Source organism: Amycolatopsis sp. CA-126428 (genome assembly GCF_002904335.1).
GTDB lineage: Bacteria > Actinomycetota > Actinomycetes > Mycobacteriales > Pseudonocardiaceae > Amycolatopsis.
On the sequence record NZ_PPHF01000127.1, the window covers coordinates 35,372 to 60,745 of the forward strand.

The window sequence follows — 25,374 nt, forward strand, 5'->3', positions numbered from 1 at the left end:
CTGCTATCTTCGAAGGGAAGATCCCTTTCGTGAGGAGACCAGTCGTGGCAGGTGACGTCGACATCTCCGGATAGCTCCGGAGTGTGCAGGCCCCCGGCAGTGCCGGTGCGGGCCGCCGTCGACGTCCCCTGTTCCGCTCACCCCTCGAGGTCTTCGCCATGTCCGAAATCGTGCTGTCCGGCCTGTCCTTCTCCTGGCCGGACGACACCCCCGTCTTCGACCACCTGTCCGCCACCTTCCCGGGCGGCCGCACCGGTCTCGTCGCCCCGAACGGCTCCGGCAAGACGACGCTGCTGAAGCTCGTCGCCGGTGCCCTGAAGCCCACCACCGGCAGTGTCACCGCCGACGGCACGCTCGGCTACCTCCCGCAGGACCTGCCGCTGAGCGGGGAGCCGTCGGTCGCCGAAATCCTCGGTGTCGCCCCGGTTCTGCGCGCGCTCGCCGCCGTCGAATCCGGGGACGTCGGCGAGGAGCACTTCACCACCATCGGCACCGACTGGGACGTCGAAGAACGCACCCGCGCCCAGCTCGACCGGCTCGGCCTCGCCGGCATCGGCCTCGACCGCACGCTGAGCACCCTCAGCGGCGGCCAGATCGTTTCGCTGGGCCTCGCCGCGCAACTGCTGAAGCGCCCGGACGTGCTGCTGCTCGACGAGCCCACCAACAACCTGGACGCCGAGGCGCGCCGCAAGCTCTACGCCGTGCTCGACGACTGGTCCGGCTGCCTGCTCGTGGTCAGCCACGACCGGGCGCTGCTCGACCGGATGGACCGGATCGCCGAGCTCCACGGCGGCGAAATCCGGTTCCACGGCGGCAACTTCACCGCCTACGAAGAAGCCGTCCGGGCCGCCCGCGAAGTCGCCGAGAAGCACGTCCGCAGCGCCGAACAGGAGGTCAAGCGCGAGAAGCGGGAGATGCAGCAGGCCCGCGAGCGCGCCGCCCGCCGCGCGAGCACCGCGTCGCGCAACCTCGGCAACGCCGGGCTGCCCAAGATCTTCGCCGGCACGATGAAGCGCAACGCGCAGGAGTCGGCGGCCAAGGCGGACGGCACGCACGCCGCCCGCGTCGGCGCCGCGAAAGCCAAGCTGGACCAGGCGGAACGCGAACTGCGGCCCGAGCAGAAGCTCAGCCTGCAGCTGCCGCGGACGGAGGTCCCGGCGGGCCGGACGCTCTTCCTCGGCGAGGGCCTGCGGGTGCGGGGCCTCTTCGGCGACGGCGCCGACCTGGCCATCCGCGGTCCCGAGCGGATCGCGCTCACCGGCCCCAACGGTGCCGGGAAGTCGACGCTGCTGCGGCTGGTGCAGGGCCACCTCGAGCCCGACGGCGGCACTCTCACCCGCGCCGACGGCCGGATCGCCTTCCTGTCCCAGCGCTTGGACCTGCTGGACGACGACCGCAGCGTCGCCGAGAACCTGGCGGCGGCCGCCCCGGCGCTGCCCGCCGCGCAGCGGATGAACCTGCTGGCCCGCTTCCTGTTCCGCGGCTCCCGGGTGCACCTGCCGGCCGGGGTGCTCTCCGGCGGGGAACGGCTGCGCGCCACGCTCGCCTGCGTCCTGTTCGCCGAACCGGCGCCCCAGCTGCTGTTGCTGGACGAGCCGACGAACAACCTGGACCTGGTCGGCACCGGGCAGCTGGTGAGCGCGCTGGCGGCGTTCCGCGGCGCGTTCGTCGTCGTCAGCCACGACGAGCGCTTCCTCGCCGAGATCGGGATCGACCGGTGGCTGCGGCTCGCGGACGGCCGGCTGCGGTGACGTACACGGGTGACGTCGGGCGACGGTCGCCGCGGGCCCGCCGGGATTCCTAGCGTGGTGAAGTCACCCGCTGAAAGGAACCCCATGTCCGAAGTGACCTACACCGCCGTCGCCACCTCCACCGCGGAGGGCCGCAACGGCGGCCGCGCGACCTCCGACGACGGCGCGCTCGACGTCACCCTCGCCGTGCCCAAGGCCTTCGGCGGCGCCGGCGACGGCACCAACCCGGAGCAGCTGTTCGCGGCGGGCTGGGCGTCCTGCTTCGTCGGGGCCGTGCGCCGGGTCGCGGGCGCGAAGAAGGTGCCGCTGAACGACCTCGCCGTGGTCGCCGAGGTGACTCTGCACCACGACGTCGAGGCCGGCGAGTTCGGGCTCAGCGCCGCGCTGCACCTGGAGGCGACGGGCATCGACCAGGCCACGGCCGACGAGCTCGTCCAAGGCGCGCACCAGGTCTGCCCGTACTCGAAGGCCACGCGCGGCAACATCGAGGTCACCCTCGACGCGACGGTCGCCTGAGCATCAGCGCACGTTGTCGTGAGTGGTAAGGCGGGTTAGAACCCGCCTTACCACTCACGACCGTTACAGGTGGTCTGCGTCCTGAATCGCCTGGGCGAACGGCCGCGGCGCTTCTTGGGGCACGTTGTGGCCGATGCCGTCGAAGATCCGGTGCTCGTACTTGCCGGTGAACTTCGCGCGGTAGGCCCGGCCGTCCTTGGCCGCGCCGTCGAAGTCGCTGCCGATCGTGATCGACGGGACGCCGATGGTCGCGCCGGCGGCCAGCTTCTCTTCGTACGCCTCGTACTGCGGCTCGCCCGGGGCGAGGCTCAGGCGCCAGCGGTAGTTGTGGATGACGATGGCGACGTGGTCGGGGTTGCCGAACGCGGCCGCGCTGCGGTCGTAGGTCGCGTCGTCGAAGTGCCAGGCCGGGGACGCGGTCTTCCAGATCAGCTTGTTGAAGTCGTGGCGGTTCGCCGCGTAGCCGGCCCGGCCGCGCTCGGTCGCGAAGTAGTACTGGTACCACCAGCCGAGCTCGGCTTGGGGCGCCAGCGGCTGCTGGTTCGCCTTGAGGTTCGTGACGATGTACCCGCTGACCGCGACGATCGCCTTACAGCGCTGCGGCCACAGCGCGGCGATGATGTCGACGGTCCGGCCGCCCCAGTCGTAGCCGCCGAAGACGGCCTTGTCGATCTTGAGGGCGTCCAGCAGCGCGATGACGTCCAGCGCCACGGCCGTCTGCTGGCCGTTGCGGACGGTCTCGGCGGACTTGAACGCCGTCGGGCCGTAGCCGCGCAGGTAGGGGACGATCACCCGGTAGCCGGCGCCGGCCAGGATCGGCGCGACGTCGACGTAGCTGTACGGGTCGTAGGGCCAGCCGTGCAGCAGCACCACCGGCTGCCCGGTCGCCGGCCCAAACTCGTGGTAGGCCATGGTGAGCACCCCGGCGTCGGCCCGCTTGACCGGCCCGAGCGAGGTGTGCTCCCCCGAGCCCGCCCGCAGGTCGGGCGCCGGAGCGGGGGCGACGGCGGGAGTGCCCGACGAGCAGGCCGCCAAGGACGTCGCCGCGAGCCCGGCCGCGAACGCCTGCCCGAACCTTCTCCTGCTGATCATCTGCTGCTCCTGTGCGAAAAGACCGTGGGACTTTCACCACGTTAGGAGCTGTCCGGTGAACCGCGCGCCCGTCAGGTGACGCAGCCGGTGTACGTCATCCGCCGAGGGTCTTCAGCTTCCCGGCGAGGTCGGCGCGGGAGCTCACGCCCAGCTTGGGGAAGATCCGGTGCAGGTGGGTGCCGACGGTCCGGTGCGAAAGGTACAGCCGCTGCCCGATCTCCCGGTTCGTCAGCCCCCCGGCGGCCAGCTGCGCGATGCTCAGCTCGTGCGGGGTCAGCTTGTCCCGGGCGTCCGGGCCGCGGTTCGGGCTCGACTCGCCCGCGCTGCGCAGCTCGCGGCGGGCCCGGTCGGCCCAGGCGGCCATGCCGAGCGCGTCGAAGGTCTTGCGGGCGGTGCGCAGGTGCGTCCGCGATTCGACGACCCGCCGCTGCCGCCGCAGCCACTCCCCGAAGGCCAGGTGGACGCGGCCGCGTTCGGCGGGCCAGCCGGCCAGGTCGGCTCGCAGCGCTTCGGCGAACCGCTCGTCGTCGGGGTCGAGCACGGCTCGCGCGTAGCGGAGGCCGATGTGCAGCGCGGGTGACGGCGTCTTCGCCGCGAGCGGCTCGAGCTCGGCGAGCACGTCCCGCAGCGCGTCCGTCCGCCCGGCCCGCACCGCGGCCTCGGTGAGTTCCGCGACGCAGTACGTGCGCAAGGCCAGCTGGTAGGCGGGGTCGGCCGGGTCGAGCAGCCGCCGCAGGTCGGCGAACGCGTCCTCGAACCGGCCCTCGCTCAGGCCGGTCAGCCCGCGGGTGAGCTGCACGGTGGCCAGCACGGGCCGGGCGCCGGCCGCGAGCCCGGCGCGTTCGGCCTCGTCGGCCAGCGTCTTCGCCTGCTTGTGCTCGCCGCGCAGGGCGGCGATTTCGGCCTGGACCGCGGTGGCGAGCCCGGCCATGAACGGCTGGCCGGTCTCCCGCGCGAACCGGGCCGCCTCCGCCGCGGCCGGCACGGCCCCGGCCAGGTCGCCGAGCCGGACGCGGCTCCACGCCTGGACGGCCAGCGCTCGCGGCAACAGGCCGAGCCGGCCCTGGGCCCGCAGGCCGGGAGCGGCGGCGGCGGAGAACCGGGCGGCGAGGTCGAAGGCCCCGACCTGCAGCGCGGCGCTGCCCAGGTACCGGTCGACCTCGGGATCGGCGCCGGTCTTGGCGACCAGCTCCCGCAGGTGCGCCAGGACGGCTTGGCCGCGTTCGAAGGGCGCCACGTACGCGGTGACGGCGACGATCCGCGGGTCGGTTTCCGGGATGGGCAGCCGATCGGCGACGTCCAGGAGGGCTTGTCTCGCTTCCGGACCGGGTTCGGTCCAGAAGCACCGCATGGCGGCGCTCCAGAGGATCCGCATGGCGGCGTCGTGCTGCCCGTCGGCGGCGACGGAGGCGGCGGTGCGGGCGAGTTCGGCGACGCGGGCGGGGTCTTCGCGGACGCCGTCTTCGAACTCGCTGAGCAGCCGCCCGGCGGTGGCCCGGCGGCGCGGGTCGGCGGGGTTGGCGGCGTGCACCAGGCGTTCGGCGGTCTCCCGCCGCCCGGACTCGACGGCCAGTTCGGCGGCCTTGAGGAGCCGGTCGGCCTGGTCCTCGGCGTTCGGGCTCAGCCGCGCGGCCTGTTCGAGCGCGGCGATGGCGGCGGCGGCCCCGCCCCGGAAGCGCGCTCGTTCGGCGGTGCGTTCGAGTTCGCCGGCGACGGTTTCATCGGGCCCGGCGGTGGCGGCGGCCTGGTGCCAGGCACGGCGATCGGGCTGGTCGCGGAGGGCTTCGACGAGGGCGAGGTGGGCGTGCCGACGGTCGAGCGGGGTCGCGGAGGCGGGGATGGCGGACCGCATGAGGGGGTGCCGGAAGGTGACGGCCCCGGCGGACAGCTCGACCAGGCGAGCCTCGACGGCGGGGGCGAGGATGCCGGGGTCGGCGCAGGCCCCGGGCACGCCGGTTCCGCCAACTCCGGCACCCGCCGCAAGCAGCGCCCCCGTCGCCGCCAGCGTCTCCGCCAGCGAGGTCGTCTCGTTCAGCGCCGCCACCAGCAACGCCGTGCGGGTCACCTCGGGCAGCGCCGCCACCCGGGCCGTGAACGTGCGCTCCAAGCGCTCCGTCAGCGGCAGCACCGGATCCAGCCCGTCGAGCTCACCCACCGCCAAGGGCAGTTCCGTCAACGCCAGCGGCAACCCCGCCGCCTCCGCCAGCAGCCGCGTCCGGACCGCCGGTGCCAGCCGCGGCGCCACCGAATCCAGCAGCTCGGCCGCCGCGTCGGGCGGGAGGCGGTCCAGCACCATCGAGGGCAACCCCGCCTCGAGCAGCGGGGACTCCGCGCCGTCCCGCAGGGTCGCCAGCAGCACGATCGGCTCGGTCTCGATCCGCCGCGCCACGAACGCCAGGACGTCCGCGCTCGCCCGGTCCAGCCAGTGCACGTCCTCCGCGACCAGCAGCAACGGCTTGGCCGCCGCCTCCTCGGCCAGCAACGTCAGCGCCGCCAGCCCGACCAGGTACGCACTCGGCGAAGGGCCGTCCGCCAGCCCCAGCGCCGTCCGCAGGGCGTCGCGCTGCGGGGCGGGCAGCTCCGCCACCCCGGCCCGCACCGGGTACAGCAGCTGGTGCAGCCCGGCATAGGCCAGGTTCCGCTCGGCCTCGGCCCCGGCCGTGCGCAGCACCCGCAACCCCGCGACCGAGGCCGCCGCGGCCGTCGAAGCCACCAGCGCGGACTTCCCGATGCCGGCTTCCCCGCGCAGGAGGACGCCGCTGCGGTCCTCCGGGCCGTCGACGAGCTCGCCCAGCTCCTTCAGCTCGGTGTCCCGTCCGCTCAGCGCCATGGAAACGACCTTACCCAACGCCTGTTTCCGCAGCTCACGGCCGAGTGACGTACGGCAGCAGCGTCATCCGACGGGCGCGGGGTCCGCGGCCCCGCGCCTACCGTTCCCCCCGCAATGTCCACATCGGACGCAAAGCGACCGGAGAGACCGATGAAACGCCTCCTTCTCGCCGCCGCCGTGCCGCTCCTGCTGACCACCGTCACGCAGCCGGCCGCCTCGGCAGCAACCCCGACCCCGTGCGCCGCCGTCGCGGTGCCCGCCCCGCCCGGCGCCAAGATCGAATCGGTGCAGGCCGCGCCCCAGCCGGCGTACTGCCTGATCACCGTCACGCTCACCCACACCGGCACCGACCACGTCAAGGTCGCCGTGGCCCTGCCGGACACCGGGTGGAACGGCCGGCTCCAGGCCCTCGGCGGCAGCGCCTACGCCGCCGGCAACTTCGACGCCCTCCCGCAGGCGGTCAAGGACGGCTACAGCGCCGTGACGACCGACGCGGGCGTGTCCCTGGACGGCCTCGACACGTCCTGGGCGCTCGAAGACGGTCAGGTTGACCAGACGCTCCTGACCAACTTCGCCACCCGCTCGGTGCACGAAGAAGCCGTCCTCGGCAAGGCCGTCACGCAGCGGTACTACCAGCGGCCGATCTCGTACTCCTACTGGACCGGCTGCTCGACCGGCGGCCGCCAGGGCTACTCGGAAGCCCAGAACTACCCCAAGGACTTCGACGGCGTGCTGGCCAACGCCCCCGCCGTCGACTGGACGCAGTTCGCGGTCGCGACCCTCTGGCCGCAGGTGGTGATGAACCAGAGCCACGACTTCCCCAGCCCCTGCGTGCTTTCGGCGTTCCGCACGGCCGCGGTCCAGGCGTGCGACGCGCAGGACGGCGTGACCAACGGCATCGTCGACCGGCCGGACGAGTGCGGCTACGACCCGCGCGGCCTCGTCGGGACGAAGGTGCTCTGCGACGGCCACGAGGTGACCGTCACGGCTGCGGACGCCGAGGTCGTGCGCAAGATCTGGGCCGGCCCCACGGACGAGCGCGGCCGCCAGCTGTGGGCGGGGCTGCCGAAGGGCGCGGACTTCACGTGGCTGGCCGGCACCCAGCCCGGCCCCGACGGCACGCTGACCGCGCCCGGCTTCCCGGTCGCCGTCAAGTGGGTGCAGTCGTTCCTGGAGAAGCAGGCGGCCTTCGACACCTCGAAGCTCACCTACGCGCAGTTCACCGCCTTGTTCCGCCAGTCGGTGCGTGAGTACGACGACGTCATCGGCACGTCCGACCCCGACCTGTCGGCGTTCCGCCGCGCCGGCGGCAAGCTGATCACCTTCGTCGGCGCGAACGACCAGCTCATCCCGCCGGGCGGCACGCTGTCCTACCGCACCCAGGTGGAACGCACGATGGGCGGCGCGCAGCGGGTGAACGACTTCTACCGGCTGTTCCTCGCGCCGGGCGTCGAACACTGCTTCGGCGGTGGCGGCCCGGAGCCGACGAACGCGCTGGGCGCGCTCGTCGGCTGGGTCGAGCACGGCAAGGCGCCGGCCACCCTCGCGGCGGCGTCCGCGGACGGCAAGACGCGCAACCTGTGCCCGTACCCGCGGGTTTCGCGCTACACCGGCGGCGACCCGGCCACGGCGTCGAGCTACCGCTGCCGCTGAGCCCGGTCCGCGAGCGCTCACCGCGGCGCTCGCGGACTGGACTTGCGGGTCCAAAAACGGCTCGGCACGCTGAAGTCATGGCACTCGACCAGTACTACCTCCTCGGCCGCTCCGGGCTGCGCGTCAGCCGGCTCGCCCTCGGCACGATGAACTTCGGCACCGGCGGTTTCCACGCCGCCTACGGCAAAACCCAGGACGAAGTCCGCCCGATCTTCCGGAAGTACGTCGAAGAGGGCGGCAACTTCGTGGATACGGCGGACTTCTACACCGCCGGCGAGAGCGAGACGATCCTCGGCCGGCTCATCGCCGAGACGAACTCCCGCGACCGCCTGGTGCTCACCACCAAGTTCACCAACACCGTCGACCCGGCCGACCCCAACGCCGGCGGCAACGGGCGCAAGCACCTGATCCGCGCCCTCGACGCGTCGCTGCGCCGGCTGGGCACCGACTACGTCGACGTGTACCTGCTGCACACCTGGGACCGGATCACCCCGGTCGAGGAGGTCGTGCGCACGTTCGACGACCTCGTCCGCGCGGGCAAGATCCGCTACCCCGGCCTGTCCGACGTGCCGAGCTGGTACGCGGCGCGGGCGCAGAGCCTCACCGAAGCGCACTCGCTGGCGCCGATGGTCAACCTGCAGCTGCCGTATTCGCTGGTCGAGCGCCAGATCGAGACCGAGCACGTCCCGATGGCCCAGCACCTCGGCCTCGGCGTCACGGCGTGGAGCCCCTTGGCCGGCGGCATCCTCACCGGCAAGTACCGCGACGGCGGCGCGGGACGGCTCAGCGACGGGCCCGCCTGGACCGGGCGCACCCCGCAGGTGCTCGCGCCCCTCGAAGAGGTCGCGAACAAGCTGGGCGTCACGATGGCCCAGGTGGCGATCAACTGGGTGGCCACCCAGCCGGCCATCGCGGCGGCGATCGTCGGGGCGAGCAGCGCCGAGCAACTCGGCAAGAGCATGGCGGCCCTCGACTTCGAAATCCCGGCCGAGCTGCGCACCTTGCTCGACGAGGCGAGCGCGGTCCCGCCGGAGTCGGTGTACCGCATGTTCACCCCGGCGTACCAGAACTGGATCGTCAGCCCGGAGTTGAAGATCGGCGACAAGCCGGCGGGGTACGCGCCGGCGGTCCGGAACTGGTAACGGCAGCGCCACTCTTTCGAGTGAAATTTCTTCAGTTATTCCTTTCGCGAGTTACAAGCCGAGAAGCGATGTAACCGGACGACATCTCCTCGGATGCGTTGCCATGGAGGCGATCCGGCACCGCTGAAGCTCTACAGTAGACTGCGGAAAGTGCCGCAGCCCGTCGAATGCGGAGCGAATTCGCCTGGTCAGGCGACCGCGCCGTTTTCCTCGGAAGTGGCGCACGGTCGAATGACCACCCCCGATGATTCGACCTCATCCAGCACATATATCCTCTCGGCAACCCAACCGAATGACCACCGAACGAGGCTCACCCCCTTGGTCACCGCACTCCGCATGAGGGCAAAGATGATACCTCGTCCACCTGCGGAGCGAGCGGCTCCTGGTCCTGATCGATGGAAGGAGAAGTCGTTGACGCACCTGATGCCGCTTTGGTGGATCATCATGGCGGCCTGAACGCCTGAACCACCCTACTGGGGGCGAGTTGCGCCGGGTTTCGCGGCCGAAGCCGCGAGACCCGGCGCCGCCGGCGTCACGGCTGGCCCCGGCGGCGGAGTTCGACACCCTCCGCGAGGAGGACGTTGCGAGTCTGGTTGTAGGACATGCCGTAGGTGGTGGCGAGCTGGCGGATCGACCGCCCGTCGAGGTAGGCGTTGACCAGCCCGGGCGGGGTGGGCGGCAGCGGGATCCGCGGTGGGCGCAGGGTGACGCCGGCGTCGAGCAGGGCGACCCGGATCTTGCGATAGCTGTAGGGGTACCGCGCGACCAGGCTTTCGATCGTTTCCCCGGCGGTGTAGTGCTCCACGAGGGCTTGGACGAGCTCGGCCGGGATCTCGACGGGAACCGGCTCGGGAGGACCCGTGTCTCTGTGATCGTCGCTCACCAGATCATCGCCGCCCCGACCAGCTGATCCGTGTGCGTGCGAACGCGGCCCCGGTCGCTGGCTCGCGTGTCACGCGGTCCACATCCACCCAACGACATCGATGTCGGCGGGTACACCGCCAACCGAGTGGCCGTCGTTCGTCACATGCGCTCATGGCTGGTTCCGCTCCCCGGTGCGGTGTGCCTGTCCATGGGTGTGGACCACCTGATCCGACGATCGTGACGTCGGTGAGCAAAGTTATGACGGTCGTTACACGCGTGACCGAAAAGCCGAGTTGTCGTTTTGGGTGGATCAGGCGCATGCACCCAGCATGGTTGCCACCCCCGGCGCCCGCCAACGATCAGCCGGCGCAGACGGCTGAGGTGTCAGCCACTGTTGACGATCGTGCACCGAAAGGCATTACCTGCCAACGGTTTCGCACGTCTTCTGTAGCGGATCCGCGCCGTTCACAAGAAAATAAATGCCGTATCAGGTGAATTTTGACCGTGTCTAACGGTTTCGCCGCAACCGCGGTGGCAGCATCGCCACCGTGTCCCGCTCACCGTCGCGCGCCGCCGGGATGATCGGCTCGGAGGCATCCAGCTCGGCGACCAGCTCCTCGATCTCCGCCGCACGCCTGGTCCGTGCCCGCCCCCGGTAGAGCTCCGCCGCCTGCACCCACAACGCTCGTGCGTCTTCCCGGTTCCCGTGGTCGCGAAGGATCACCGCCAGCGTCGACAACGCCCTGGCCTGGCCGGTGGCGTGGCGGGTCCGGTCGGCCAGTTCGACCGCGCGGTGCGCGTACCACAACGCCGCCCGGGCATTGCCCTGCTGGTGCCGCAACCGGGCCAGCACGGTGTTCAGCTTCATCACCGCCGGCAGGTTGAGGCACGCCGGGGTCAGCTCCGCGGCGCGCCGGCACTGCTCATCAGCCTCGTTCAGGCGCCCGAGGTCGGTGAGCAGCGCACCCAGCGCGGTGTGGATCTGCAACCGCGCCGTCCGGTCGCCGGATTCCCACAGGTGTTCCAGCGCCTCGGCGTAGAGGTCCAGCGCCTCCTGCTCGAAGCCACCGGCCGCGACCAGCGCGTTCGCCAGCCGATGGGCCGCGGCGGCACACAACGACGGCTCGTTCAGCTCATCGGCCAGCTGCAGCGCCAACCGGCACAGCACCGCCGCCTCCGGCGCCCGGCCGACCCGCAGGTGCCACCGGGCCAGGTTCAGCGTCGAAACGAGCCGGCCCAGCGGAAACCCGTCGGCCTCGGCGAGCGCCAGCGCCCGCCGGAGGTGGTGCTCCGCCCGCGGCTCTTCGCCCATGTGCATCAACACGACCGCGAGGTCGTTCAGGTGGGACCCGAGTACCTGACGCAGCTGCGACGCGGAGTCACCCCCTTCGGCGAGCACCTCTTCGACACGGCGGATCGCTACGGTGAGGCAATTGACCGCGTCGGTGTAGAAACCCATTTCCGTGATCAGCTCAGCGAACAACGCGGGTAGGTAAGCGCTTTCAGCACCACCGGCAGCAGCGATTTCCAGTAGCACGTTCTTTTCCCGGACCACCCACTGCCGAGCCAGTGCCGCGCTGCCGAAACCGGCCCCCGGCCGCGTCCGGGTCGCCGGCAGCTGCGGCGGCGGTTTGTACGGGAAAACCAGACGATGCGCCTCATAGGCCATCTGCAGGTGGAAATCGAACAGCCGGCACCGCACTTCCGCCACGTCGGCCAATTGCTCGGCGACCGAGGCGGCGTAGGCGTGCAAAAGGTCGTGGACGCGGTAGCGATCCAGATCGCTCGGGTGCTCGAGCAGGTGCGCCGCCACCAGGACGTCGAGCGAACGGCGTACCGCAGGCAGCGGGCGCCCGTCCCCGGCCGCCACCGCTTCGGTCGTCACTTCCGCTCCCGGGTGCACCCCGATCACCGCGAACGCGCGTCGCTCACCCGGCCCCAGCACCTGGTAGGACGCCGTGAACGCCGCACGCAGGCTCCGCTGGAGGGCATCTCCCTCGTACCCGAGGTCCAGCAGCATGTCCGCGTCCCGCAGCTGCCCGGCCAGGGTCGACAAGAGCAGGCCGGTCCGCGCCGCGGCGCGGTCGGCCACCAACGTGAGCGCCAGCGGATTCCCCTGGCACACCCGCACCAGTTCGGCCACGCCGTCACGATCTTCCCGGGCCCGCCGGCCGATCCGGCGGTCGAGCAGCGCGGTCGCGTCCTGCTCGGTCAGCGGCGGCACGGTCACCACCGGCGGGGAAACCGTCGCGGCCAGCGAAGGCAGCCGCCACCGCGAAACCACCAGAACCGTGCAGGCGTCGAGCACGCCGAGCAGCGGGGCGATCTGCTCGCGGCTGTCGACGTTGTCGAGGACCACCAGCACCGGCCGCCGTTGCAGGAGCGCTGAGAGCTTCGCTGCTCTCGCCACGGGATTCACCACCTGGCCGACCGGGAAATCCAGCAGGGACAACAACGTGTCCACGACCTCACCGCTGTTCGCGGAGGCCGCTTGACCATCCCCTCGCAGGTCGAGCAGGACGGCGCCGTGCGGAAACCGGCGCCGGGCCCAGTGCACCCACCGCACGACCGCCGTGGACTTGCCCACGCCCGGCCCGCCGGTCACCACGACCACCCCGCGCCGGGAGGCGCCGCTCGAATCGGAGGTGAACGCGTCGAGTTCCGCCAGCAGCTCGGCCCGTCCTTCGATCCCGTCGCAGTCCGGCGGCACGTGCCAGACCTGCTGGCCGGCCGGCTCTTCGACGTCCACGGCGCGAATCCGCACGACCTGGCGGGGGAAGCCACCGTCGCCGCTGATCACCTCGTCGTGCACCGCCCGCAGCTCGTCCGCGGCGCGCAGTTCGCCGACGTCGAGGTACTGGCGGCGCTTGGCGAAGTAGAACTCGGTCACCTCGTCCGGGCGGTCCGTCGCGGCCAGGGCGCGCAAGCGCAGTTTCGCCAGGCCGAGTTCCAGCGGGTGCGCGTGTTCGAGCTCCAGCAGCCTGCCGAGCGCCACGTCGCCATGACCGACGGCGAGCAGCTCGGCGATCAGGAAAGCGTTGGCGGGCAGCCAATGGCCGCGCATCCACTGCGCACGCCAGTCGTCGGCCCGCTGCGTCGGCAAGTCGGCGAGCGGATCGTCCCGCCACAGCCGCACCGCCGCCTGCGCCTCGATCTGCGCGCGCCGGTGGTCGCCGTGATCACGCAGCTCGCGCGCCCGCGCCATCAACCGGGAGAACAGGCGGTGATCGACCAGTGCCTCGTCGATTTCCACGACACAGCCGTTCTTTCCGACCCCGACGCGGGCCGGGATTCCGCTCTTCTGCAGCGCTTGCCGCAGGTGCACGGCGTTCTGGTGCAGGGTGGCCAGCGCTCCTCGCGGCGCGTTCTCGTGTTCCGCCCACACCCAGTCCACGACCGCGTCGACCGGGAACCGCTGGTTCGGGGACGTCAGCAAGGCGGCGAGCACCTGCCTCGAGCGCGGGTGAGCCCACTTCACATCCACTTTCCCGTGCAGCAGCATGGCCGTTTGCCCGAGAATTCCGAGCGCGATTTCCATGCGACCCCTCCGCCACGGCTTCGGCCACCGGCCGACCACCCCACCGCCGGTAGTTTTCCATTGTTCCCGGTAAAAGACCACGTCAGCGCCGGTTCGCCGGCCCGGAAATGGCGATTGTTGATCGATTGTCAACCAACGAAACCGCAGGCCGAAAGCCTTTTGTGAGCCCCGTCCTCCACCTTCGTGACAACAACTGGACAATCACGAGGAGGACCGCGATGGCCGCCACCTGGGTACGCAGCCCCATCGAGCGCGCCGATGCCCACTGGGCTACCCGATGCGGAACGAAATCCGTCCTGGTGCTCGTGCCGCACGTCGTCGCCGGCACGCGGCTGCTGGACCTGCTCCCCCTGCTCGAAGCCGACCACCGCGTCCAGATCGTGTTCACCGATCCCGAATCCGGCGAAAACTGGCAGGCCACGCACGATTTCCTGCGCGCACAGGGCGGCCCGGTGCTGCCGTGGGGCCAAGCCCGCCGCAGCGACGTCGACCTCGTCCTCGCCGGCAGCACCCGCGGCCTCGACGACCTGACCGCGCCGGTCCTGCTGATCCCGCACGGTGGCGGCCTCGGGCAGTACCGGCCCTGGCGCCCTCCCGCCACCACCCGGCCGCACCACCCCGAGCTCGGTCTCGGCCCCGGCCAGCTGGTGCGCGAAGGCCGGGTCCGCGCCGATGCGATCATCCTGGTCCACGACCACGAGCGCGACCTCCTCGCCCGCGCCTGCCCGCAAGCGCTCCCCGCCGCGGTCGTCGCGGGCGACATCGCCCTCGACCGCATCACGGCCAGCATGCCTTACCGCGACCGGTACCGGGACGCCCTCGGCGCCACCGGCGATCAGCAGGTCGTCGTGGTCACCTCGACCTGGTCACCGCGGTCGGCGTTCGGCCGTCACCCCGATCTGTTCGACCGCGTCCTGGCCACCCTCCCGCGGGAGGGCTACCGGGTCGTCGGTGCGCTGCACCCCGCGATCTGGGCCCACCACGGGCCCCGGCAGGTCCGCTCGTGGCTCGCGGCGGCCCTCCGCGCCGGACTCGTCCTCGTGCCGCCCGAAGAAGGCTGGCGTGCCGCTCTGGTCGCCGCCGACCACGTGCTCGGGGACTACGGATCCGCTACCGGCTACGGCGCGGCCACCGGTGCGTCGATCCTTCTCGACGACAACCCCGGCCAGCCGCTCCTGAGTGGCACCCCGGCCGAGGTCCTCGCCCGGCACGCGCCCCGCTGGCGGCCCGGCCGGCCACTGGTTCCCCAGCTGCGCGCCGCCGCCGCGGCCCGCGACGCCGCTCGTCTGCCCGGCACCGTCCACCGCCTCTTGACTTCCCGGCCCGGCGAGGCCGGCCCCATCCTGCGCCGCACCTTGTACCGGCTGCTGGGGCTTCCCGAACCGGCGCACGCCGTCCCGGTCGCCCCGGTGCCGCTGCCGAATCCGGTGCCGGCATGACGCTCACGACATGGCACTACACCTGCGGCCACCGCGAAGGCACGCTGGTCACCGGCACTCCCGGCGACCGGGCCACCCTCGCCGACGCGGTGATCGCGCCGGCCCGTCGCTGCGAAGCCGGTGGACGAGCCGCGGTGGCCGGGCTCTTCGACCGGCTTCCCGGGCTCACCCTGGCCGCCGTCCCGATCCGCTCGGCCGGGCTGCTGCTCGGCGACCGCCGCGGCGAGACCACCCTCGTCGGTCGCGGGCCCGCCGAACCGGCCGCGGTCGCCGCCTGCGTGTGGCTGACCACCGGACGGCCGCTGGGCACGCTCACGGCCATCACCGGCGTGGAGTGGCACCTCGACCGGAGAGGTGAGGGCTGGTTCGTGCTGTTCGGCGCGGCGAACTCGGCGGCCGGGGCTCCCGATGAGCTCCGGTGCCAGCCGGCCGCCGCCGACCTGCTGCACCGGCGCCCTTCGAGGTAGCCCGAGTCATGCGTATCGGCCTCTCGTACCCGACCCGAGACTGCACAAACCGCCGCCGTGCGGGGCGCTCGACGGCGCCCGCGACCAGGCGCGGGCGCTCACCGAGTACCTCGGCGTGGCCCGGCGAGCACGTCGCCGGGCCACGCCGTCACACAGCGGTCTGGGGACGCTGTTCAGTGGCGGGCCGTACCCCCGTCGGCCGAACTCATGCGCTTTGTGAAGCGGGCCGCCACGTCTCGGAGCTTGATGTTCGTGTGCTGGGACTCCACGATCAGGCGGTGCATCGCCGCGTCCTCGGTGACCCGGTGGATCAGCATCAGCATGCCCTTGGCCTGCTCGATCACCGCGCGCGTCTCCATCGCGTTGCGCAGCTCGTCCGCCAGGCGCCGGGCTTCGCGGTAGCGGCGGGTCAGCCGCAGGACCGTCTCCACGCACAACGTGAACAGCCGCAACACCTTCGTGTCGAACTCGTGGTAACCGTGGGTCTCGAAGCCGAACAGCGTGATCGCGCCCACCAGGGTGTCGTCCACCCGCAGCGGGACCGCCAGGTAGCTGCCCACGCCGAGTTCCTTGGCCGCCGCCACGAATTCGGGCCACTGATCGCCCGTCTCCGCGACCGCCACCCGCACCACTTCGCCCGTCAGCGCCGCGAGCAGGCCGGGACCGTCGCCCGCCGCGTACTGGACGTCGTCGATGCGCCGGGCTCGCTCGTCCGTGAAGGCCGCGGTCTGGGTCACGCCGTCGCGGACGACCAGGATGCTGGCCAGGTCCGCGTCCGGGACCACCCGGACCGCCTCGCCGCAGACCGCGTCGAGCAGCCCGGGCGTGTCGGACATCGATTCGAGGACCCCGACAAGATCGGCCAGCACGGCGTTCAGCTCGTCGACCCGCTCCGCCATGCCGTCGCCAGTGGTCGGCAAGGCCCACCCCTCCCATGCGTCAAGCGGCGAGCACGGGATGAGCTCGCCAGCAGCGTCAACAGAGACCACCGCTGGCGTTTCAACGGGTCCGGAGGAATTCTACCGGCCACCGGCGGCGGATTGACGTCGGCCGCGCCGGGTAGGCCGGGAGAATGGACAATCCCGCTGTTGACGACGAGCTGTGGGCGGAGTTCCACCGGGTGGTGAACATGACCTCGCGCGAGCTGGAGGACTGGCTGCGCACCCGCGACGCGGGCCCGGAGACCGAGCCGCTCCCCGACGAGGCAGGCCCGCCGACGGGCCACCAGGTGCTGAGCGTCCTGCGCAAGCGGCGGTCCGACGTGGACGACCGCGACGCGGACGTGATGCGCAAGGTGGTCGACCGGGTGCTCTCCGAGCGCCGCGACGACCTGGAGCCCACCGCCGGCCAGGCCCACTGGCGCCACCGCCTGATGTCGCTGGGCCACGACCCGCTCAAACCTGCCTGACCAAGCCGTCGTGAGTGGTAAGGCGGGTTCTAACCCGCCTTACCACTCACGACCGGGACGGGTCAGCCGGCGATGGCCTGCCAGCGCTGGTTGGGCCCGTTCGTCGGCTTGTACAGGCCGATCCGGGCGCCGTCGTCGCGGGACTCGCTCGTGACGTCGAGCAGCTGCCCGCTCGCCGCGTTGACGAACGTCCAGGTGCCGTCGCCGGTCGTGGACAGGGTCCACTGCGCCGCCGGGTCGCACGTGCCCGCCGCGGCCAGCGTCACCGCGCCGCCCGCCGTGGCCAGCACCTGGCCCGTGCCCGCGTTGGTGATGGTGAACCGGTCGCGGTTGCCGTAGCGGCCCGTGCGGTCGGTGAGCGTCCAGCGCTGCGCCGGCGCCGAAGCGTCCGTCGTGCGCTGGACCAGCGCGCCGTTCTCCGCCGACAGCGACTTGCCGCTCTGCACGCCGGTGAAGGTGACCGGCTTGCCCGAGCCGAGGCCCGTGCCGGGCGCCGCCGAGGAGACGCCGTCGACGAGGAAGCTCGTCACCGAGCGCGCCGGCACCCGCAGGGTGGCGTGCGAAGACGTCACCCGCACCGGCTTGCCCCGCTTCAGCGCCCCGGTGACGTCGGTGACGACCGGCGTCACCGAAGCGCCGTTCCGGACGTTCCGGAAGCCCGACAGGTCCAGCGTGACGTCCTGGTCGGTGGTGTCGGCGTTGGTGTGCACGACCGTCGCCAGGTCGTCGCCGCGCATCGCGGCCGTGGACGCGGTGTCGTTCACCCCGACCAGCCGGTCACCCGGCCGGATGTAGTGGGTGAAGTTGCGCATCGTGTTGAACTTCGTGTTGGTCTTGACCTGGCAGGTCTGCAGCGTGGCGGTCTTCGGGCAGTCGAACGGGACCTGGATCTCGCCCCAGTTCATCCCGGCCGCGGACTCCCCGCCCGGCTTCATGTTGTTGTAGTCCTCGATCGGCTGCCAGCTGACCCACGCGCTCGGCTCGAGCAGCCGCAGGTCGTCGGTGATCTGCTTGGCCATGCCGAGGCCGGGGTCCATGTCCGTGAAGTCCTGCCGGTCCAGCCAGCTGCCGCCGACCTCGCTCATCCACAACGGCTTGTCCCCGCCCTTGGCGAGGTCCCGCGGGACCGGCCGGTTGCCGGTGCCGTAGGTGTGCACGTTGAGCCGGCCCGCCGCCGCGCGGGCGCCGGCCGACCAGCCGGCCCAGTCCGCGGCGAAGATGTCCGGGTTGGTCTCGTCGGGCGCGGAGACGATCGCCCGGGAGCCGGCCGCCTTGAGGGCCCCGGCCATCGCCGGGATCAGCTGGGACTGGACCGACGGCCCGATGTGCGCGCCTTCCTGCCGTCCGCCGGTCGGGTTGCCGTCGGCGCCGAGCGTGGTCTTCCAGTAGTTCGTGTTGGGCTCGTTCAGCGGGTTCACCGACGCGAACTTGATGCCGTGCGCGCGTTCGAGGGTCCGCACGACCTGCGTCAGGTAGGCCGTGAAGTCGCCGATCTTGTCGGGCCGCAGCTGCTCGTCGGTGGCGTTGAAGCCGCCCGAGACGTACCCGGACACGGTCTGGAAGTACGGCGGCGAGTTGCTGAACGCCTCCCACTTCGTGACGCGGTTCTTGATCTTGTCGACCCACCAGCGCTGGTTCGGGTCGGCCTTCGGGTCGAACTCGGCGGCGTTGCCGGGCGTCCACCAGTCCTTGTCGGCGCGGGTGGTGCCGGCCGGCGCCTTCCACCAGCCCGGAACCGCGGCGCCCGGACGCAGGTACGACGGGACGTCGGGGGCGTTGCCGCCGCCGACGTTGAACCGGGCGATGTTCAGGTCCAGCCCGTCGGGCCCGAAGACCAGGTCCGCCAGCTTGTTCCGGACCGCGTCGGGGTAGCCGCCGGTCGCCTCGGCCATCCACGCCAGGCTGGCACCCCAGCCGTCGAACGGCTGCTGCCGGTAGGTCGGGTCCGGCTTGACCGTCACCCCGGTGGCCGCTTCCGCCGGAGCCACCGCCAACCCGGTCGTCACGATTGGTACACAAAGGACGGTGAGCAAACGCCGCAAGTTCATCGTCGAACTGCCCTTCGGTGCGGTGGGGACTCTTTTCTCAGGCCTCGGTGTGGCCGAGCAGCGGCCGCGGCACGAACCGGGCCGCGGGGTCGAGCATCGTGCCGAGTTCGAGCACGACGAGTTCGTTGGCACCGGCCCGGACGACCGGGCGCGGCACGTACAGCGTCCGTTGCGGACCGCGCCGCCAGTACCGGCCGAGCGCGAACCCGTTGAGCCACACGACGCCCTTGCCCCACTCCCCGGTGTCGAGGAACAGGTCGGCGGGCTCGTCGACGTCGATGTCGGCGCGCAGCAGCACCGGTCCGGCCACCGCACCCGTGACCGACGATGGCGACGAGGGCCGCAGCGACGGCAGCGCGGCCAGGTCGAGCGGCAGGACGTCCCAGCCGGTCAGCGGCTCGCCGTGCAGCGCCGCCCCGCCGATGATGCCCTTCGCCTCGCCGATGCGCGGGCCGTAGTCGACGCGGCCTTGGTCCTCGACCAGCACCAGCAGCTCGCCGCGGGCGCGCGGCAGCGGGATGGCTCGCTCGTGGTGGTCCCGGCTGAGCGTGCCCACCAGGTCGCCGTCGAAGAACACCGTGGCGCGGTCGCGGACCTCGCCGAAGGTCAGCACGCCGGGCCGCTCCCCCTCGACGGTCGTGCGCAGCAGCGCGAGCTGCGGCATCGGCGTCAGGTCGTCGAACGCGGGCAGGTCCTCGTGGAACTCCCAGGTGCCCCAGCGGTCCGGCGCGTCGAGCAGCCGGACGGGGTCGCCGAGCACGCCGGCCGGGGTCGGCGCGGGCCGCGCGGGCGGCGGAACCGTGTCGGGCACCTTGTGGTAGCGGGCGATCACGTCGCGGAAGGCGTGGTACTTCGGCGTCGGGTCGCCGGCTTCGTCCAGCGGCGCGTCGTAGTCGTAGGAGGTGATCAGCGGCTGGTAGACGCCCTTGTCGTTGGCGCCGTTGGTGAGGCCGAAGTTGGTGCCGCCGTGGAACATGTAGAGGTTGACCGACGCGCCCGCGGCGAGCAGCGCGTCGAGCTCCGCCGCCGAGTCCGCGGCCGGCGTCTTGTGGTGGTGCGCGCCCCAGTGGTCGAACCAGCCGTTCCAGAACTCGCTGCACATCAGCGGCCCGGCCGGCTGGTGCGCGCGCAGGATCGCCAGCCGCGCCTCGGCGCCGGAGCCGAACGACGCGGTGCGGTGCAGCCCGTCGAGGCTGCCCGCTTCCAGCATTTCCGGCGTCGGCTGGTCCACTGTGGTCAGTGGCACGGTGACGCCGGAGTCGCGCGTGTGCTCGGCAAGCGCTTTCAGGTAGCGCTTGTCGTCGCCGAACGCGCCGTATTCGTTCTCCACCTGGACCAGCAGCACCGGTCCGCCGCGGTCGACCTGGTGCGGGACGACGACCTCGTACACCTTCGTCAGGTACTCGCGGACGGCGTCCAGGTACTTCGGCTCGTACCGGCGCACCCCGACCGACGGGTCGCGGAACAGCCACGCCGGCAGCCCGCCGTTGTCCCACTCGGCGCAGATGTACGGGCCGGGCCGCACGATCGCGTACATCCCGGCGTCGGCGACGAGCCGCAGGAAGCGGTCGAGGTCGAGGCCGCCCGACAGGTCGAACGCGCCGGGTTCGGGGGCGTGCGCGTTCCACGCCACGTACGTCTCGATGGTGTTGAGCCCCATCCGCCGGGCCTTGTCGATCCGGTCGGCCCACAGGTCCGGGTGCACCCGGAAGTAGTGCAGGGCACCGGACAGGATGCGGAACGGGCGCCCGTCGAGCAGGAAGTCGTGCTCCCCGATGGCGAACTCAGGCATCCGGGGCCGCCTGCGGGGTCAGCTGGAGCACGGTCCAGGACAAGGGTGGCAGTGTCACGGTGATGGTGGTCCCCCCGGGATCGGACGTCGCGACCGTGCCGGGTAGCGGCACCGGCCGGACCGGTTGTGCGTCGGCGGTGTTCACGGTGTGGCGGGTCTCGCCGTCCGGTGTGGTCAGGGTTTCGGCGGCGTAGACGCCGAACCGGGCGCCGCGCAGGCGGATCCGGACTTCGGTCGGGGACGCCGTGGCGCGGTTGGTCAGGAACACCGCGCCGCGCCCGGAGTCCTCGACCGTCGCGGCGGCGTCGACGAGGCCGACTTCGCCGTGCTGCGCGGTGCGCAGCCGCTCGCCTTCGACGGCCAGGCGCAGGCTCGCCCCGCCGGCCAGCGCGGCGACCTGCCGGAACGGGTGGAACGTCGTCTGCCGCCACGCCGGGCCGCCGGGCTCGGAGCGGATCGGCGCGATGACGTTCACCAGCTGGGCCTGGTTCGCCATGGTGACGCGGTCGACGTTGCGCAGCAGGGAGCTCAGCAGCGAGCCGACGACGACCGCGTCGGTGACGGTGTAGGTGTCCTCGATGATCCGCGGGTGCTCCCGCCAGCCGCCCGCGGCGAGCTCCGCCTGGTCGACCTCGTTCCAGCGGCGCAGGTCCCAGACGTTCCACTCGTCGACGCTGATCCCGATCTTCTTGTCGAGCCCCAGCTCGTCGAGGGTTTCGTCGATGACCCCGGCCGTGGTGGCGATGTAGTCGTCCAGCGCGGCCGCGCTGGCCAGGTAGCTGTCGGTGTCGCCGTGCAGCTCCTGGTAGTAGGCGTGCAGCGAGATGTGGTCGACCAGTTCCGCGGTGTGGCGCAGCACCGTGCGCTCCCACGAGCCGAACGTCGGCATGTCGGCGTGCGAGCTGCCCGCGACGACCAGCTCGACGCCGGGGTCGATCATCCGCATGAGGCGGGCGGTCTCGGCGGCCAGGCGGCCGTACTCGTCGGCCGTCTTGTGGCCTATCTGCCACGGGCCGTCCATCTCGTTGCCCAGGCACCACAGCTTGAACCCGAACGGGCGGTCGGCGCCGTTCGCGCGCCGCCGCTCGCTCAGTTCCGTGCCGTCGGCGTGGTTGCAGTACTCCAGGACGTCGGCGGCTTCCTGGACGCCGCGGGTGCCGAGGTTGACGGCGTACATCACCTCGGCACCCGCGGCTTCGGCCCACGCGACGAATTCGTGCAGGCCGAAGCGGTTGGACTCCACGCTGTGCCACGCCGGGTCCAGCCGGACCGGCCGGGTCGCGGCCGGGCCGACGCCGTCTTCCCAGCGGTAGCCGGAGACGAAGTTGCCACCGGGGTAGCGGAGCACGGTGGGACCGAGTTCCCGGACCAGCTCCAGCACGTCGCCGCGGAACCCGCGATCGTCCGATGTGGCGTGACCGGGCTCGTACAGTCCGGTGTAGACGGACCGGCCCATGTGCTCGACGAACGAGCCGAAGAGGCGACGCGGGACCCTGCCGATGACCTGGGCAGGGTCGCCGACGTCACCTTCGATGTGGACGGTCATCCCGCGCTGACCGTGAAGCCCTGCTGGTTGCCGTAGTCCACGATGGCCTGCTGCCAGGCCGCCAGCCCCGCGTCGAGCGGGGTGGCGTTCAGGTAGGCCTTGCCGGCGGTGTCGCTGAAGACACTGTTGGCGTAGGTCTGGTACGGCAGGTAGGTCCAGCCCGGCGCCACGTCCTTCGACGCCTGGGTCAGCACCTGGTTGATCTTCTGGCCGCCGAAGTACGGCACGGCCTCGTCGACGAAGGCGGGCGAGGTCAGGTCGGCCGTGGTGGACGGGAAGCCGCCGCTCTTGATGAACGGCTGGACACCGCCGGCGTGGTTGAGCCAGCGCACGAAACCCGCGGCCAGGGCCGGGTTCTTGCTCTGCTTGACCACGGACTGGGCGCTGCCGCCGTTCTCCGAGGTCACCGGCTTGCCGTCGTAGGTCGGCATCGGCGCGACGGCCCACTTGCCACTGCCGCCGGGCACCGAGGAGATGAAGTTGCCCGGCATCCAGGCGCCGGTGACCAGGGACGAGATGGTGCCGTCACCGAGGGCGCGGAACCAGTCGTCGGACCACTCCTTGACCGGGGCGAGCAGCTTGCCCTGGATCAGCTGGTCCCACATCGCGGTCCACTTCTTGGCGCCCGCGTCGGCGAGGTTGACCTTGACGTTCCGGCCGTCGACGGTGAACGGGTGGCCGCCGGCCTGCCAGATCATGCTCAGCACGGCCCCGGGGTCACCGGTGTCCGAGGTGATGTACTTGGTGGGGTCGGCGGTGTGCAGCTTCTTCGCCGCGTCGATGTACTCGGCCCAGGTCTTCGGCACGGCGATGCCGTTCTTGTCGAAGACCTCTTTATTGTAGAACAGGGCCATCGGGCCGGAGTCCTGCGGAAGGCCGTAGATCCCGTTGCCGTTCTTGACCTGCGCCCACGTCGAGGCGCTGTAGTCCTTTTCGAACGAGCCGAAGCCGAACTGGTTGAGGTCGGCCAGTGAATCGGTCAACGCGAACTGCGGGAGGGCGTAGTACTCGATCTGGGCGACGTCGGGGGCACCCGAGCCGGCCTTGATCGCGTTCTGGAGCTTGGTGTACTCCTCCTTGTTGGTGCCCGCGTTGACGTAGTTGACCTTGACGTTCGGGTATTCCTTCTGGAACGCGGCCACCTGGTCCTTGGCCGACGGGGTCCAGCTCCAGTACGTGATCTCGCCGCCGGCCTTCAGCGCGGCGTCGACGGAGTCCTGGGTGCCGGTGGCGGCGGCGGGCGCGGAGGACGAACCCCCGGAGGAGCAGCCCACCGCCAGTGCGGCGGCCAGTGCCACGACGGCGGCCGCCTTGGCGCGAGTGCGGAATCTTGACATCGAGTGTCCCTTCACGGCGGTGTGACGGCGGGTGTTACTGCTTAACGCTTCCGGCGCTCAGCCCGGACTGCCAGAACCGTTGCATGAGCAGGAAAGCGACGACGAGGGGAATGATGGTGAGCAACGACCCGGTGAGGACCAGGTTGAAGATCGGCTGGGCGCCGGCGCCGTTCGCCTGGGCGCTCCACTGGTTGAGCCCGACGGTCAGCGGGTACCACTTCGGCTCGCTGAGCATGATCAGCGGCAGGAAGTAGTTGTTCCACGTCTGCACCATCGTGAACAGCGCGACGGTGATGATCCCGGGGACCAGCTGGCGCAGCGTCACGGTGAGGAAGATCCGGATCTCCCCGGCGCCGTCGATCCGCGCCGCTTCCAGCAGCTCGTCGGGGATGGCGTCGGCGGCGTAGACCCAGATCAGGTACAGGCCGAACGGGCTGATCAGCGACGGGATGAGGACCGCCAGCGGCGTGTTGGTCAGCCCGAGCTTGCTGAACATCAGGAACGTCGGCACGGCCAGCGCCGTCGGCGGCACGGCCACGGCCCCGAGGACCACGGCGAACACCGAGCGGCGGCCGGGGAAGCGGTACTTGGCCAGCCCGTAGCCCGCGGCCGTGGCGAGGATCGTCGCGCCGCCGGCCCCGACCACGACGTACAGCAGGGTATTCCCGAGCCAGCGGAAGAAGATCCCGCCGTTGTAGGTGAACGTCTGGCCGATGTTGTCGAACAGCGCGAACGTGCCGCCGAAGGACAGTCCCGACGTCGAGAACAGCGCCGGCTGGGTCTTGCTCGCGTTGATCACCAGCCACACCAGGGGAACCAGGGTGTAGAGCAGGTAGAGCGCCATGAAGCCGGTGAGGACACGCGACTTGCGGGGGTTGGTCACCGAGAACTGCGTCTTCGAAAGCACAGCCACGTCACATCTCCTTCCGGGAGCCGCGCAGCTGCACGACGTAGGCGATGACCGCGGTGATCACGCCCATCACGATCGCGACGGTGGCGGAGTAGTTGTACTGCTGCCCGTTGAAGGAAAGGTTGTACGCGTACATGTTCGGCGTGTAGAAGGTGCCGATCGTGTTCGGTACCAGGTTGCGCATGATGTTCGGCTCGTTGAACAGCTGGAAGCTGCCGATGATCGAGAAGATCGTCGCGACCACGATGGCGCCCCGGATGGCGGGGAGCTTGACGGACAGGATCGTGCGGAACGTCCCGGCGCCGTCGATCGCGGCCGCCTCGAACAGTTCCTTGGGGATCACCTTCAGCGCGGAGTAGAAGATGAGCATGTTGTAGCCGGCGAACTCCCACGTGACGATGTTCCCGATCGACGTGAGCAGCCAGCTCGGCGACAACGGCGCTATCGCGGTGCCGAACAGGTGGTTGAAGTCGGCCGCGAGTCCGAAGTGGTCACCGTAGATGAAGCCCCACATCAGCGCGGCGACCACGGCGGGGACCGCGTACGGCAGGAAGATCACGATCCGGAAGAACCCGGCGGCGTGCAGCCGGGCGCTGTCAATCGCCAGCGCCGCGATCAGCGCGAGCACCAGCATGATCGGCACCTGCACGGCGAGGAACACCAGCACCCGCCGGAAGGCCTCCCAGAACTTCGGGTCGCCGAAGACCTGGGCGTAGTTGTCGGCGCCGACGAACACGGTGCCGCCGAAGAAGGCCTGGTCGCGGAAGAGGCTGAGCACGAACGCGTACACGACCGGCGCGATGAAGGTCAGCGCGAACACCAGCATGAACGGGGCGACGAAGAGCCAGCCCCGCCATTTCCGCCGCGGCCGGCGGGCCGCGGGCGCCCGGCGCGCCGGCACCGGGGCGGGCGGAGCCGCTGTGGACGTCATCGTCTCTCCGAGTGATCGCTGCGCCGGGACTGGACCCGGCGGGATGTTTACGTCAACATTGAACGGCCGCAGAGTAACTTGTTGACGTAAACATGTCCAGGACACCGAGG

Annotated in this window: 18 protein-coding genes; 7 read left to right on the forward strand and 11 right to left on the reverse strand. The window is 71.2% G+C overall.

What is annotated here, in order from left to right; all coding sequences use genetic code 11:
- The first annotated feature begins 158 nt into the window (after nucleotides 1-158).
- Together C2L58_RS30755 and C2L58_RS30760 are read left to right on the forward strand one after the other, a co-directional pair.
- On the forward strand, nucleotides 159-1,751 hold the full coding sequence (locus C2L58_RS30755) for an ABC-F family ATP-binding cassette domain-containing protein (protein ID WP_103341172.1): 1,593 nt from the start codon (nucleotides 159-161) through the stop codon (nucleotides 1,749-1,751).
- A gap of 84 nt (nucleotides 1,752-1,835) precedes the next feature.
- Nucleotides 1,836-2,267, forward strand: coding sequence for an organic hydroperoxide resistance protein (locus C2L58_RS30760; protein WP_103341173.1), 432 nt, complete (start codon nucleotides 1,836-1,838; stop codon nucleotides 2,265-2,267).
- 63 nt (nucleotides 2,268-2,330) lie between these two features.
- Here C2L58_RS30760 and C2L58_RS30765 read toward each other — a convergent pair whose 3' ends face one another.
- The gene (locus C2L58_RS30765) at nucleotides 2,331-3,359 is read right to left on the reverse strand and encodes an alpha/beta fold hydrolase (protein WP_103341174.1); all 1,029 of its coding nucleotides are present in this window, start codon (nucleotides 3,357-3,359) and stop codon (nucleotides 2,331-2,333) included.
- 94 nt (nucleotides 3,360-3,453) lie between these two features.
- On the reverse strand, nucleotides 3,454-6,189 hold the full coding sequence (locus C2L58_RS30770; RefSeq protein ID WP_103341175.1) for an AAA family ATPase: 2,736 nt from the start codon (nucleotides 6,187-6,189) through the stop codon (nucleotides 3,454-3,456).
- Nucleotides 6,190-6,339: 150 nt separating this feature from the next.
- Between C2L58_RS30770 and C2L58_RS30775 the strand changes: the two genes are divergently transcribed.
- Both C2L58_RS30775 and C2L58_RS30780 read left to right on the forward strand, forming a co-directional pair.
- Complete coding sequence (locus C2L58_RS30775) at nucleotides 6,340-7,842, forward strand: tannase/feruloyl esterase family alpha/beta hydrolase (RefSeq protein ID WP_103341176.1); 1,503 nt, start codon at nucleotides 6,340-6,342, stop codon at nucleotides 7,840-7,842.
- Between the two features lie 77 nt (nucleotides 7,843-7,919).
- A complete protein-coding gene (locus C2L58_RS30780) occupies nucleotides 7,920-8,984 on the forward strand; it encodes an aldo/keto reductase (RefSeq protein ID WP_103341177.1) in 1,065 nt (354 codons plus the stop codon).
- Nucleotides 8,985-9,516: 532 nt separating this feature from the next.
- Here C2L58_RS30780 and C2L58_RS30785 read toward each other — a convergent pair.
- Complete coding sequence (locus C2L58_RS30785) at nucleotides 9,517-9,867, reverse strand: helix-turn-helix domain-containing protein (protein ID WP_146073712.1); 351 nt, start codon at nucleotides 9,865-9,867, stop codon at nucleotides 9,517-9,519.
- 489 nt (nucleotides 9,868-10,356) lie between these two features.
- Complete coding sequence (locus C2L58_RS30790; protein ID WP_146073713.1) at nucleotides 10,357-13,518, reverse strand: AfsR/SARP family transcriptional regulator; 3,162 nt, start codon at nucleotides 13,516-13,518, stop codon at nucleotides 10,357-10,359.
- Nucleotides 13,519-13,604: 86 nt separating this feature from the next.
- On the opposite strand from C2L58_RS30790, the gene C2L58_RS30795 reads away from it, so the two are divergent.
- Nucleotides 13,605-14,825 (forward strand): hypothetical protein, encoded by a 1,221-nt coding sequence (locus tag C2L58_RS30795; RefSeq protein WP_146073714.1) that lies wholly within the window; start codon nucleotides 13,605-13,607, stop codon nucleotides 14,823-14,825.
- On the forward strand, nucleotides 14,822-15,292 hold the full coding sequence (locus tag C2L58_RS30800; protein WP_103341181.1) for a hypothetical protein: 471 nt from the start codon (nucleotides 14,822-14,824) through the stop codon (nucleotides 15,290-15,292). Before C2L58_RS30795 ends, C2L58_RS30800 begins: the two co-directional genes overlap by 4 nt.
- A 173-nt stretch (nucleotides 15,293-15,465) precedes the next feature.
- On the opposite strand, the gene C2L58_RS30805 is transcribed toward C2L58_RS30800, so the two are convergent.
- A complete protein-coding gene (locus tag C2L58_RS30805; RefSeq protein WP_199191529.1) occupies nucleotides 15,466-16,191 on the reverse strand; it encodes an ANTAR domain-containing response regulator in 726 nt (241 codons plus the stop codon).
- A gap of 173 nt (nucleotides 16,192-16,364) precedes the next feature.
- Here C2L58_RS30805 and C2L58_RS30810 point away from each other — a divergent pair, with 173 nt between their 5' ends.
- Nucleotides 16,365-16,700: a DUF3140 domain-containing protein gene (locus C2L58_RS30810; protein ID WP_103341183.1), complete on the forward strand. Its 336-nt coding sequence runs from the start codon at nucleotides 16,365-16,367 to the stop codon at nucleotides 16,698-16,700.
- A 62-nt stretch (nucleotides 16,701-16,762) separates the two neighbouring features.
- Here the strand turns inward: C2L58_RS30810 and C2L58_RS30815 are convergent, their stop codons facing one another.
- From C2L58_RS30815 to C2L58_RS30840, 6 genes are all read right to left on the reverse strand, one after another.
- Nucleotides 16,763-18,706 (reverse strand): RICIN domain-containing protein, encoded by a 1,944-nt coding sequence (locus C2L58_RS30815; protein ID WP_233226035.1) that lies wholly within the window; start codon nucleotides 18,704-18,706, stop codon nucleotides 16,763-16,765.
- A 79-nt stretch (nucleotides 18,707-18,785) separates the two neighbouring features.
- The gene (locus C2L58_RS30820; RefSeq protein WP_103341185.1) at nucleotides 18,786-20,540 is read right to left on the reverse strand and encodes a glycoside hydrolase family 35 protein; all 1,755 of its coding nucleotides are present in this window, start codon (nucleotides 20,538-20,540) and stop codon (nucleotides 18,786-18,788) included.
- Complete coding sequence (locus C2L58_RS30825; protein ID WP_103341186.1) at nucleotides 20,533-22,086, reverse strand: alpha-N-arabinofuranosidase; 1,554 nt, start codon at nucleotides 22,084-22,086, stop codon at nucleotides 20,533-20,535. Before C2L58_RS30825 ends, C2L58_RS30820 begins: the two co-directional genes overlap by 8 nt.
- Nucleotides 22,083-23,423, reverse strand: coding sequence for an ABC transporter substrate-binding protein (locus tag C2L58_RS30830; RefSeq protein ID WP_199191525.1), 1,341 nt, complete (start codon nucleotides 23,421-23,423; stop codon nucleotides 22,083-22,085). Before C2L58_RS30830 ends, C2L58_RS30825 begins: the two co-directional genes overlap by 4 nt.
- A gap of 34 nt (nucleotides 23,424-23,457) precedes the next feature.
- The gene (locus C2L58_RS30835) at nucleotides 23,458-24,267 is read right to left on the reverse strand and encodes a carbohydrate ABC transporter permease (protein ID WP_103341198.1); all 810 of its coding nucleotides are present in this window, start codon (nucleotides 24,265-24,267) and stop codon (nucleotides 23,458-23,460) included.
- A 70-nt stretch (nucleotides 24,268-24,337) separates the two neighbouring features.
- Complete coding sequence (locus C2L58_RS30840) at nucleotides 24,338-25,264, reverse strand: carbohydrate ABC transporter permease (RefSeq protein WP_199191526.1); 927 nt, start codon at nucleotides 25,262-25,264, stop codon at nucleotides 24,338-24,340.
- Nucleotides 25,265-25,374 lie beyond the last annotated feature (110 nt).